The 12,438-nt window shown below is 46.0% G+C and carries 12 protein-coding genes; 5 read left to right on the top strand and 7 right to left on the bottom strand.

Annotation, left to right across the window (positions count from 1 at the left end; translation table 11 throughout):
* Nucleotides 1–84 precede the first annotated feature (84 nt).
* A complete protein-coding gene (gene can, locus L4C35_RS16750) occupies nucleotides 85–741 on the top strand; it encodes a carbonate dehydratase (protein WP_428463963.1) in 657 nt (218 codons plus the stop codon).
* A gap of 102 nt (nucleotides 742–843) precedes the next feature.
* On the opposite strand, the gene hpt is transcribed toward can, so the two are convergent.
* Complete coding sequence (hpt, locus tag L4C35_RS16745; RefSeq protein WP_428463962.1) at nucleotides 844–1,377, bottom strand: hypoxanthine phosphoribosyltransferase; 534 nt, start codon at nucleotides 1,375–1,377, stop codon at nucleotides 844–846.
* 227 nt (nucleotides 1,378–1,604) lie between these two features.
* On the opposite strand from hpt, the gene L4C35_RS16740 reads away from it, so the two are divergent.
* The gene (locus tag L4C35_RS16740; RefSeq protein ID WP_428463961.1) at nucleotides 1,605–2,213 is read left to right on the top strand and encodes a TetR/AcrR family transcriptional regulator; all 609 of its coding nucleotides are present in this window, start codon (nucleotides 1,605–1,607) and stop codon (nucleotides 2,211–2,213) included.
* A gap of 89 nt (nucleotides 2,214–2,302) precedes the next feature.
* Here the strand turns inward: L4C35_RS16740 and L4C35_RS16735 are convergent, their stop codons facing one another.
* The 6 genes from L4C35_RS16735 to L4C35_RS16710 form a co-directional block, all read right to left on the bottom strand.
* The gene (locus L4C35_RS16735) at nucleotides 2,303–3,340 is read right to left on the bottom strand and encodes an ABC transporter ATP-binding protein (RefSeq protein WP_428463960.1); all 1,038 of its coding nucleotides are present in this window, start codon (nucleotides 3,338–3,340) and stop codon (nucleotides 2,303–2,305) included.
* Entirely contained in the window at nucleotides 3,340–4,968 is a 1,629-nt protein-coding gene (locus L4C35_RS16730; RefSeq protein ID WP_428463959.1) for an ABC transporter permease, read from the bottom strand. The genes L4C35_RS16735 and L4C35_RS16730 overlap by 1 nt, the downstream gene beginning before the upstream one ends.
* A 160-nt stretch (nucleotides 4,969–5,128) precedes the next feature.
* The gene (locus L4C35_RS16725) at nucleotides 5,129–6,142 is read right to left on the bottom strand and encodes a Fe(3+) ABC transporter substrate-binding protein (protein WP_428463958.1); all 1,014 of its coding nucleotides are present in this window, start codon (nucleotides 6,140–6,142) and stop codon (nucleotides 5,129–5,131) included.
* A 194-nt stretch (nucleotides 6,143–6,336) separates the two neighbouring features.
* Complete coding sequence (locus L4C35_RS16720; protein WP_428463957.1) at nucleotides 6,337–7,566, bottom strand: ammonium transporter; 1,230 nt, start codon at nucleotides 7,564–7,566, stop codon at nucleotides 6,337–6,339.
* Between the two features lie 34 nt (nucleotides 7,567–7,600).
* Nucleotides 7,601–7,939 (bottom strand): P-II family nitrogen regulator, encoded by a 339-nt coding sequence (locus tag L4C35_RS16715; RefSeq protein WP_048899256.1) that lies wholly within the window; start codon nucleotides 7,937–7,939, stop codon nucleotides 7,601–7,603.
* A gap of 185 nt (nucleotides 7,940–8,124) precedes the next feature.
* Entirely contained in the window at nucleotides 8,125–8,493 is a 369-nt protein-coding gene (locus L4C35_RS16710) for a YacL family protein (protein ID WP_428463956.1), read from the bottom strand.
* A gap of 107 nt (nucleotides 8,494–8,600) precedes the next feature.
* Between L4C35_RS16710 and L4C35_RS16705 the strand changes: the two genes are divergently transcribed.
* The 3 genes from L4C35_RS16705 (at nucleotide 8,601) to L4C35_RS16695 (ending at nucleotide 12,343) form a co-directional block, all read left to right on the top strand.
* On the top strand, nucleotides 8,601–9,743 hold the full coding sequence (locus L4C35_RS16705) for a sugar diacid recognition domain-containing protein (protein ID WP_428463982.1): 1,143 nt from the start codon (nucleotides 8,601–8,603) through the stop codon (nucleotides 9,741–9,743).
* 178 nt (nucleotides 9,744–9,921) lie between these two features.
* Nucleotides 9,922–11,187, top strand: coding sequence for a GntP family permease (locus L4C35_RS16700; protein ID WP_428463955.1), 1,266 nt, complete (start codon nucleotides 9,922–9,924; stop codon nucleotides 11,185–11,187).
* Between the two features lie 13 nt (nucleotides 11,188–11,200).
* Nucleotides 11,201–12,343: a glycerate kinase gene (locus L4C35_RS16695; protein WP_428463954.1), complete on the top strand. Its 1,143-nt coding sequence runs from the start codon at nucleotides 11,201–11,203 to the stop codon at nucleotides 12,341–12,343.
* The last annotated feature ends 95 nt before the right edge of the window (nucleotides 12,344–12,438 follow it).

Below are 12,438 nucleotides of genomic sequence, written 5' to 3'. Positions count from 1 at the left end.
AAACTAACGGCTTTAGCTAACTACTCCGATTTGCTAACAGTCAAGTACGTGTATAGTAGGGAATGTATCAAAGAAGGCACAGTCATGGCAGATATTAAGCAATTATTCGCAAACAACCTCTCTTGGTCTGAAAATATCAAGGATGAAACCCCCGAGTTTTTTACTCACTTAGCAAAAGCACAACATCCAGAATACCTTTGGATTGGCTGTTCTGATAGCCGTGTTCCTGCTGAGCGTCTTACTGGTCTCGATTCTGGTGAATTATTCGTTCACCGTAATGTGGCCAACCAAGTTATCCATACCGACTTAAATTGTCTTTCTGTGGTGCAATACGCAGTCGACGTTCTTAAAGTCCGTCATATCATTATATGTGGTCACTACGGTTGTGGTGGTGTCACTGCTGCGATTGAAAACCCACAATTAGGTCTTATCAATAACTGGCTCCTACACATTCGTGATCTTTACTTGAAGCACCGCTCTGATATCGGCGCCTTGCCACGAGAAGAGCGTGACAATAAATTATGTGAGATCAACGTGGCGTCACAGGTGTACAACCTTGGCAACTCCACCATCATGCAACAAGCCTGGGAACGTGGCCAAAAAGTGAAGATTCACGGTTGGATCTACGGTATTAATAATGGTGTTCTACGCGATTTAGGCATGACATCCACCAGCCGCGAATCACTCGAAGTCAATTACCAAGCCGCGATGTCTTCTATCCTGCCTGGTGGTGATGATTAAGTCGACAACCTGACATTAGAATAAGATATTCGAGCACACATCCCTCTGTAATGAGCAAAAAAAAGCGACCTAAGGTCGCTTTTTTATCACTAGTTGACGGTATTAACCTTCTAGCGGGATCACTTTACCGATGAACGGCAAGTGGCGATATTTTTGTGCGTAATCGATACCCACACCTACTACAAACTCATCTGGAATAGTAAAGCCAAACCAATCTACGTTCACATGCACTTCACGGCGCTCTGGCTTATCAAGCAGAGTACAAATACGGATTGAGTTAGGTTCGCGGATAGATAGGATTTCGCAAACTTTGCTTAAGGTGTTACCGGTATCGATAATATCTTCAACCAGTAAAACATCCTTACCTTTAATATCATCGTCTAAATCTTTCAGGATACGAACATCACGGGTGCTTTCCATCGCATTGCCGTAACTAGAAGCAGTCATGAAGTCAACTTCGTGTGGTAGCTCGATAGCACGCGCTAAGTCAGCCATAAAAACAAATGAGCCACGTAGTAAACCTACCATAACCAAATTGTCGGAATCTTTGTAATGCTCGGTAATTTGCTTTCCTAGCTCTTTAACACGCGCCTGAACATCCTGCTCAGAAATCATCACTTCAACTGTATGCTTCATCTTTCTCTCCATCAGTACGACTGCAAGCAAAGCCGCCTGTAGGTAACCATAACAAAGGAACGCATTGTACCACTCCTTCGACGCAAACGTTATTTTATCAATAGTGTCAATTATACGACACACTTAGACAAAAACTCGTTTGAACCCCATAAGTTGCTCCTGTACAGTAATTGAACAATACAAATAAATATATTTTATAAATACTTAGGCTAGGGATTTAAGCTAATATGGATACAATTACTAAAAAAACGCGTACACGCCTGTCACCAGAAAAGCGTAAACAACAGCTGCTCGACTACGCACTCGATGTTTTCGCACGACGCGGTATTGGTCGTGCTGGCCATGCCGATATCGCAGAAATGGCCAATGTTTCTGTCGCAACCGTTTTTAATTACTTCCCCACTCGAGAAGCGCTTGTTGAAGAAGTGCTTTCGCAAGTCGAAAACCAATTTAATCAACTTCTTAATCACTGCTTGGGCGAGTCCGATAAAACCTTATCAGCACGACTAACCTGCATTTCTCATAATCTGATCGATGCCGTTATTGATCAAAAAGATTGGATTAAAGTCTGGTTCGAATGGAGCACCTCGGTTCGTGACGATATTTGGCCGCACTTCATTACTGGTAATAAGCAAAGTTTGAAGCAAATCACTGAAATGTTTGCAGAAGCGATTGAGAGTGGTGAAATCACTGCAGAGCGCGATCCAAAACAACTGGGGGGTCTGCTACACGGTATCTGCTATGTGCTTTACCTTCATACCAACCTGCATCCCGATCAAGCACAAATGCGTGAACAAGCTGAGCAATACCTCGCTAACATTTACCACAAAGCATAGGCTGCTAAGTGACTTCGCTAAAATGCAAAAAGCCGATACATAGTCGTATCGGCTTTTTTCTATCGTTACACAGTGAACATCATCTTGTTTTATGCCGTCGCAGCAAACAAAACAGGCTCGTGAGGCTCAACCATCACCGAAACCCTTTCCCCGACTTGCAACAATAAGTTTGAGTTCACCACCAGACGGTGACCTTGTAGATCCACCGTATAACGACAGCTGTCCCCCATAAATTGCTGCTCAACGATCACGCTTTCGCCACTGCCATCAGGCTTGACCTTCAAGTTTTGTGGCCGCAGTAACCACTCAACTTGGCTGTCGTTGCCATAAGGGTGGCTAGCCGCTAACGCTACCTCTCCCAATGGAGTGGCTAAACTATCTTGCTGTACTTTGGCGGGTAAATACGAACTACTCCCTAAGAACTCAGCCACAAAGCGGCTACTCGGACGGTAATACAACTCAGTAGACGTACCAAACTGCTCAATCACACCGTTATTCATCACCGCCATACGATCCGCAAATGCAAAGGCTTCTTCACGACTGTGGGTAACAAATATCGCTGTCACCCCCTGTTTTTTAAAGATACGGCGAATGTCTTTTATCAAGCCATGACGCACTTGGGTATCAATGTTTGAGAACGGTTCATCCAACAAAATTAAATCCGGCTCACACGCCAATGCACGGGCTATCGCCACGCGCTGCTGCTGACCGCCTGATAGCTGGTGCGGATAACGGGCATCGAGCCCCATTAAGTGCACTAACTCCAACATCTCATTGATCTTATTTTCCGTACGGGTGTTATCCCAATCACGAAGACCAAAGGCAATGTTCTCGGCCACCGTTAGGTGCGGAAACAGTGCATAATCTTGAAAAATCATCCCGATATTACGCTTTTCTGGCGGCAGCCAAGTGGTGCTATCAGCAACAGTGCGCCCTTGGATGTGCATAATGCCACTATCTAAAGGTAATAAACCCGCAATGGCCTTTAACAGAGTGGTTTTACCACAGCCACTCGCCCCCAAGAGACAGACAATTTCGTTCTGCTCGACAGGCAAAGAAAGATTCTTCAAAACAGCCTGGCCGTTATAACGACAGGTCAGGCCTTCAACAGATAATGCATAGCTCATCAGTGCTTTTGCTCCAAAGAACGGTTAACCATCACCAAGGGGATCAAGCCAACAACAACCAATAAAATTGCCGGTAATGCCGCTAGTTCAAGCTGCTCATCTGAGGCAAAATTAAAGACATAGGTTGCTAAGGTTTCAAAATTAAACGGACGTAATAACAAGGCGGCGTTAAGCTCTTTCATCGATTCAATGAACACCAGCAACCCCGCAATCAAACAACCACGACGGATCAAAGGTAAATGCACTCGGCGTAGCATGGCTGTCGAGGCATAGCCCATGGTTTTTGATGCCATATCTAACGACGGTGGGATCTTCGCTAAACTACTTTCAATACTGCCAATGGCCACCGCTGCAAAACGGACCACAAACGCAAAAATAATCGCGACCATGGTGCCAGAGAAAATTAACCCCGGACGACCTAGCCCCCAATCACGGGCAAAGTCATTCACCAAATGATCCGCTGATGTCAGTGGGATCATCACGCCAATCGCCAATACCGTACCAGGCACAGCATAACCAAGGGAAGATAAGCGCAATGGAATCGCGGTCTTTGAGCGTCCATCTAAACGACTGTAAAAGTTCACTACTAACGCGACACAGACCGCGATCACCGCAGCCACAATCGACACAAATAGGCTATTGATGCTGTATTGTTGAAACTCTGTGGTCCAGCTTTCTGCAAAATAATGGAACGCGTAGTAGCCCAGCTGAAGAATTGGGAAAATAAAGGCTAAGCTGACTAACCCCCAACACCATACCATTGCCAACCACTTTTTTGCGCCAGTTAAGGTATAGCGAACATCATCACCATGCTCGAACTGCTGCTGAAACAACTTCTGCTTTCGGCGACTAAAACGCTCAGCGCTGATCAATAAAAAGATCACCACCAGCATAATGGCTGAAATTTTGGCTGCGGCATTTAAGTTGGAATACCCCAACCAAGTGTCATACACCGCCGTGGTTAGGGTGTTAACTGCAAAGTAACTCACGGTTCCAAAGTCACCCAAAGTTTCCATCGCGACCAGCGACATACCCACCGCTATCGAAGGGCGCGCTAACGGCAGTGAGATACGGCGAAAACTTTCCCATGGTGAACAGCGTAACAGACGAGCTGACTGCAATAAGCTGACGCTTTGCTCCATGAATGCAGCACGGGCTAACAGGTATATATACGGATAAAGCACAAGGGCAAGCACAAAGCAGGCGCCGCCTAAACTGCGAATATCAGGAAACCAATAGTCGTGAACAGACTGCCAACCAAAAGTATCACGCAGGAAAATTTGAATAGGGCCTGCATAGTCAAACCAATCGGTATAAATATAACCAACAATATAACCGGGCATGGCCAATGGCAGTACTAACGACCATTGCAGTACTTTCTCCCCAGGAATACGGCACATCGCCATGATCCAAGCAGAAGGAAGTCCAAATAATAAGGCAAGCAATAGCGTGCCTATCACCAACCAAAAAGTATTGGCGGTATAGGTACCCATTACCGTATTCAACAGGTGAGCGAACACATCATCGCTTTCACCCATAGCGGTCACAAAGATCGCCAAAATAGGCAAAACCAGCAGCAGGGAAAGCCCCCAACTACTGGTTCGCCATAATATAAATTTATCTTTCATTGCCAACTACTTAGCACATCTCTATCAGACAGTTTAATGAACTCACTTGGTTTAACGTATGATTCCTCATTCGTCTATGTAGCACGCTACCATAGCTGATTAGAAATAAACTTGGCGTAAAACAAAAATGGGGCCTTACGCCCCATTTCGTGAATAACAATTACAGGTCAAATTTTACTTCATCAAGCAATTTGATTGCTGCATTGTGGTATTCAGCCACTTTCTCTAATGAAAGTTTATCCGCATCGAAATCCCCCCACGATGCCACCAACTCAGAACGCTTAACGCCCTCTTTTACTGGGTATTCATAGTTAACTTCTGCGTACATTTGCTGGGCTTTATCATCCGTTAGGAATTCCATCAGCTTCTGGGCGCTTTCTTTGTTTGGTGCATACTTCGCCATTGCCATGCCACTCACATTAACGTGAGTACCACTCGCTTTTTGACCTGGGAAGTTAATGTATACCGCTTCAGCCCACGCTTTTTGTTTTTCGTCGTTAACCATTTTGCCTAGGTAGTAGCTGTTACCGATGGCGATATCACATAAACCTTCTTTAACCGCTTTCACTTGTGCGCGGTCATTACCTTGTGGCTTACGTGCAAGGTTCGCTTTTACGCCTTCGAGCCATGTTTTTGCTTCTGCTTCACCATGGTGAGCGATCATCGAAGACACTAAAGAAACGTTGTATGGGTGCTTACCTGAACGGGTACAAATTTTGCCTTTCCACTCTGGATCTGCAAGGTTGGCGTAATCAAAATCAGCAGGCAGACGACCAACACGGTCGCGAGATGAATACACGTTACGAGCACGCAGCGTTAACGCAAACCATTCGTCATCATTATCGCGGTACTGTGCAGGTACATTGCTTTCAATTACTTTGCTATCAACAGGTTGAACCAAATCTTTGTTTACCAGCTCGACAAGACGACTGATATCCGTTGTTAGAATAACGTCTGCAGGGCTGTATTCACCTTCTTGTTGCAGCTTTTCTGATAAGCCTTTCTTTGCAAACTTAACGTTTACTTTAATGCCCGTTTCTTTCGTAAATTCATTGAACATAGGCTCAACAAGGAAAGGTTGACGGTAAGAATATACATTCACTTCTTCAGCAGCAGTTGCCACTTGTGGTGCTGCCAAAGCACAGAAAATTGCCGAAGCTAACAGCTTTTTCATTCATTCATCCCTTTAACGCAAAGTAAAATGATAACAGTTATCAATGCGATTAATTATACGACAACACTTCAGCAACACAACTCAGTAGAAACAATTAAACACAAAAAAAACGCTACCAAATGGGCAGCGTTTTAAAAGATGTGAACTGAATATATGTTATTGGTTTCCTAGTTAGCCCACATTTTAGTCGTATATTATTTAACGCTAACAAATTCTGGGTAAGCATCAACGCCACAATCATGGGTATCCATACCTTCCAACTCTTCCTCTTCGGTAACTCGAATTCCCATCGTGGCTTTTAGTACTGCCCATACCGCTAAACTCGCACCAAACACCCAACCAAAGATAACCACCGCACCTAACAGCTGTGCACCAAACGACGCGTCGGCATTACTAAATGGCACCACCATCAAGCCAAAGAAGCCACACACACCGTGAACTGAAATTGCCCCAACAGGATCATCAATCTTGATTTTATCTAAGCCAATAATACTAAAGACAACCAAGGCGCCAGCCGCAACACCAATGGCTACCGCTGCCAACGGCGATGGTGACAATGGATCTGCGGTAATCGCAACAAGCCCTGCTAATGCACCATTTAACACCATGGTTAAGTCTGCTTTACCCCAGGTAGTTTTACACACAGCCAGTGCAGCAATAGCACCTGCGGCCGCCGCAGCATTGGTATTTAAGAAGATTTGCCCTACCGCGGTCGCATTTTCAAAATCCGATACCATCAGTTGCGAACCGCCATTAAAGCCAAACCAACCAAACCATAAGATGAAAGTCCCCAGTGTAGCCAATGGCATGTTTGAACCCGGAATTGGGTAAACTTCACCGTTTTTACCGTACTTGCCTTTACGCGCTCCCAGTAAGATAACCCCTGCAAGTGCTGCTGCCGCACCAGCCATGTGCACGATGCCAGAGCCTGCGAAATCACTGAAACCCGCTTCCGATAAGAAGCCGCCACCCCACGTCCAATAACCTTCCATTGGGTAAATAAAGGCCGTCAAAATGATTGAGAAAATGAGGAACGACCATAATTTCATACGCTCAGCCACAGCACCCGATACCACTGACATCGCAGTTGCCACGAATACCACTTGGAAGAAGAAATCGGATTCTAATGAGTGATCCGCGCCTTCTGCTTGGCTGCCAATCAGCATCCCAATAGACGGTAACCAACCCCCTTCACCATTGTCGACATACATGATGTTATAACCAACAATCAGATACATGGTGCACGCAATAGCGTATAGACAGATATTTTTGGTTAAAATTTCGGTGGTATTTTTAGAGCGAACTAAGCCCGCTTCTAACATGGCAAATCCCGCTGCCATCCACATCACTAATGCCCCTGACATTAGAAAGAAAAAAGTATCGAGCGCATAACGCAACTCAGTTACTGTGGTTGATAATTCCATGGTTCTATCCCCTAATCACCGCTAACTTAAATGCTTAAAGCGCTTCAATATCTGTTTCACCGGTACGAATACGCACGGCATGATTTAAGTCGTAAACAAAGATTTTGCCGTCACCGATTTTGCCGGTTTGCGCCGCATTGGCTATCGCCTCAACAATCGCATCCAAGTTCTCAGCTTGCGTCGCTATCTCTAGCTTCACTTTTGGCAAGAAATCCACCTGATACTCTGCGCCACGATACAGCTCGGTGTGCCCTTTCTGGCGACCAAACCCTTTGACTTCCGATACGGTCATTCCTTCGACCCCCACATCGGCGAGCGCTTCTCGGACATCGTCGAGCTTAAACGGCTTAATAATCGCATTAATTAGTTTCATTGCTTGCTCCTTAAACATTGAATGCTGCTAGGTACACCCAGATACAAACAATCAACGTGCCAACTTTTTTACATTTAACATTCAATAACTTAATTAAACTTAACGAAAAGGCATAAAAAAACCGCACCAAAAAGGTGCGGCTTATTCACTAAAACCATGCAATTATGCTGCGGACATTTTTCTGCTCAAAAACGGATCACAAACGCTCGCCAAGCATCCAGTACTAAAGTGAAATCTTCAAAGCCACATAGCGACATGCTCTCTTCATCGTACAGGTGTAGATCTTCTTCGTATTCATCATCATCATCTGAAAACAAGAAGTTAGCTTGAATCAGCGCTTCGTTATCTTGCAGGCTCAACGTTAGCTCATCGCCAATCAAGCGCCATTCTTGAGTGCTATTTTTCAGTGCACTAATTTGCGCCAAGATAGTATCCATTTTGGTAAAGTCTTTACCAATCTCTTCCACTAACCAACGTCCAAGGGCTTCATGGCCCATGGAAAATACCGCATGATAGCTACCATCTAAGGTATTTTTTTTAAATTCGTAATCCATAGCTATCCTCATTTTGAACCATGCGTACAATATGGCTTATTGCGACCCATCAAGAGTACTGCTCAATGGGCGCTGCCGAAGGCACATTTTCAGGAAATCAGACAAGAATGCAACTCAATGCCACTATTGCTCGACAAATTGTTGAGCGTACCATGAAGATCATTCGCTATTCCGTGAATGTGATGGATGAACAAGGCCGCATTATTGGCTCTGGCGATCCAGCCCGTATCAACCAACGCCATGAAGGTGCGATCTTGGCGATCACCGACAATCGTATTGTTGAAATTGATCAAGCGACCGCCAATCAGCTCAAAGGGGTTAAACCGGGGATCAACCTGCCGATCTTATTTCATCATAACGTGATTGGCGTTATTGGTATTTCAGGCATCCCAGATGAGGTAAAAAATTACGGTGAGCTGGTAAAAATGACGGCAGAACTTATCGTTGAGCAAGCCGCGTTAATGGCACAAATTCAGTGGGATAAGCGCCATAGAGAAGAGCTAGTATTACAACTTATCAAAGGTAGCGAGCTGAATGAAAACCAACTCACCGCCATGGCTGAGCGTTTGAATGTCGATTTAACTCAGCCGCGAATTGCAGCCATCGTCAAAGTCTTTCCGGCCAAAGGCCAGCAACTGTCGTTGGAACATTTACAGCAAGTCGTCCACCTATTAGAACACCCTGAGCGCGATAATCTAGTTGGGATCGTGTCGGTTTCACTCAATGAAGTCGTAGTACTTAAACCGATTACACTTGAAGGCGATGATTGGTCAAAAAAAGTAGAATTACAACGCGCCAAAAAGTTGATGAAGCGGGTCGCCCAGACGAATGGGTTTTCGATTAAAATTGCGTTGGGCGGTTATTTCCCCACCCTACAGGGATTAGCGAAATCGTACCTCACCGCCCAAGCAACGCTAGATGCAGATATCGCCGATAACAATATTTTGTTTTATCACGATTACATGTTGCCCGTATTACTCAGTGGATTAAAAAATGATCCTTGGCGACACGAGCAATTATGCGCCCCATTGCAAAAGCTGCAAGCCAGTGATCCACGTGGCGTGCTACTAAAAACGCTGAAGACATTTTTTATCCAAAATTGTGATTTGGCTCAAACCTGCCAACAACTCCATATTCACCGCAATACACTTCGATATCGACTGGAAAAAATAGAACAAGAAACATCATTAAATATCAACAACATACAAGACAAAACCCACCTTTACCTTGCAGTGTTAAATCATCGCTAAAAAATCGCATTTTGTGCAAATGCACAAAATGCGAGGTTTTTCCTGCTAGATAATTTGGTCGCCTGCCCAAAGCTAATTAACTGCAGACTGATTAGAGTAGCCTCCAACAAAACCTCCCCCTATTTATTAAAATTTGCGATAGGCATGTACCTCATCGCCTCTGTATGGACACATCATTATGGTAGAAGTCTCCACCCTTGGCGCACTCGCTGCGCTCATTGTCGCCATCACCCTTATTTTACGTAAAGTCCCGCCTGCATACGGCATGATCATTGGTGCACTTGTCGGTGGTATCGTCGGTGGTGTCTCTCTAACCGATACGGTTGGCTTAATGATTGGCGGTGCCCAAGGTATTGTCACTGCGGTACTGCGTATTTTGGCCGCAGGTGTCTTGGCGGGCGTACTGATTGAATCAGGTGCAGCAACCTCGATTGCAGAAACGATTGTCAAAAAAGTCGGTGAAACCCGTGCATTACTGGCATTAGCCGTAGCGACAATGATCTTAACGGCGGTCGGTGTGTTCGTCGATGTCGCAGTGATCACCGTTGCGCCTATCGCACTGGCCATTGCTCGTCGTGCAGATCTCTCAAAAATGGCTATTTTGCTCGCGATGGTCGGTGGTGGTAAAGCCGGTAACGTGATGTCTCCTAATCCAAATGCGATTGCCGCTTCCGATGCGTTCAACGTACCACTGACCTCAGTGATGGCAGCAGGTGTCATTCCTGGCCTATGCGGTATGATCTTCGCTTACTTCATCGCGAAAAAGTTAGTGAATAAAGGCAGCAAGGTTCAAGAGCACGAAGTGGTCGCAGTTGATCACAGTCGCTTGCCTAAATTCAGTGCGGCCATTGTGGCACCGCTGGTTGCCATTGCACTGCTAGCGCTACGCCCAATCGCGGGCATTAACGTCGATCCACTGATTGCACTACCGCTTGGCGGCCTGATTGGCGCTGTAGTGATGGGACGCTTGCGTGATACCAATCACTTTGCTGTTTCTGGCCTAAATCGCATGGCACCTGTTGCTGTGATGCTATTAGGTACAGGTACGCTAGCTGGCATTATCGCCAACTCTGGCTTGAAAGCGGGTTTAATCGATGTACTCACCGCTTCTGGTCTACCGTCTTACTTACTGGCTCCAATTTCGGGTGCCATGATGTCACTGGCGACAGCATCAACCACCGCGGGTACTGCTGTGGCGGCGAGTGTCTTTAGTCACACTATATTAGAACTGGGTGTACCAGCATTAGCAGGTGCAGCCATGATTCATGCCGGCGCAACCGTAATGGACCACATGCCACATGGTAGCTTCTTCCATGCCACAGGCGGTGCCGTTCACATGGATATTAAAGAACGTTTAAAACTGATTCCTTATGAGTCAGCAGTAGGTTTGATGATTGCTGTTGTTTCAACGCTCATCTTCGGTGTATTTGGCTTCTTCGTTTAAAGGCTTATAGATTATGAAAATTGTTATCGCTCCCGACTCATACAAAGAAAGCCTATCGGCAATGGAAGTAGCAATCGCGGTTGAAGCAGGCTTCCGCCAAGTGTTACCAGACGCTGAGTACCACAAACTACCAATGGCAGACGGCGGTGAAGGCACAGTGCAATCACTGGTTGATGCCACCCAAGGCTCGATTGTTGAGTGTCGCGTCACAGGGCCTTTAGGCGAACAAGTTGATGCGTTTTACGGCCTGATGGGCGATGGCAAAACCGCAATTATCGAGATGGCGGCGGCATCTGGCTTGCACTTAGTTCCTACAGAGCAGCGAAACCCTCTGCAAACAACGACCTACGGCACGGGTGAATTGATCACTGCGGCGTTAGATAAAGGGGTTGAGCATATCATCGTGGGGATTGGCGGCAGTGCAACCAATGATGGTGGTATCGGCATGGCGCAAGCCCTTGGTATCCAACTGCTTGATGCTTCTGGCAAAGAGATTGGCTATGGCGGTGGTGCACTCGCCCGCCTTGCAACCATCAAGATGGATAACGTCGACCCGCGTTTAGCCCATATCAATCTAGAAGTGGCTTGTGATGTGGATAACCCACTGTGTGGTCCTAAAGGTGCTTCACATATTTTTGGCCCTCAAAAAGGGGCAACCCCAGCCATGGTTGAGCAACTCGATGCCAACCTTGCCCACTATGCGGAGATCATCAAAACCCAACTCGGTAATGATGTGAAAGATAGCGCAGGTGCGGGTGCAGCAGGTGGACTTGGCGCAGCATTAATTGGTCTGTTATCGGCAAGCCTACGCCCAGGTATCGAAATTGTGATGGACGCAGTTGATCTAAAAGCACAGTTAGCAGATGCGGATCTGGTGATCACTGGAGAAGGCCGAATTGATAGCCAAACCATTCACGGCAAGACACCGATTGGTGTGGCTCGCAGCGCAAAAGCATTTGATATTCCAGTAATTGGGATTGCGGGTTGTTTATCTAATGACTGCCATGTGGTGCACGATCACGGTATCGACGCAGTCTTTAGCGTGGTACCTCGCTCAGTATCCCTTGAAGAAGCACTGCGCGATGCGGCGGTCAATGTTGAGCTGACATCAGCCAATGTGGCACGCGTTTTAAAATTAGGGTTACTCAATAAATAATCCAAAGTGCCTGTACGACCAGTACTGACACCTTATAACAACACCAACACTGACGTGTAAAAGAGAGATAGAGAAGACAAAGATCTTCCAATGTA

Origin of the sequence: Photobacterium kagoshimensis (assembly GCF_050337045.1) — a bacterium.
Classification (GTDB): domain Bacteria; phylum Pseudomonadota; class Gammaproteobacteria; order Enterobacterales; family Vibrionaceae; genus Photobacterium; species Photobacterium kagoshimensis.
The sequence above is the reverse complement of the archived record's forward strand: the minus strand, read 5'-3'. Positions and strand labels throughout refer to the sequence as shown.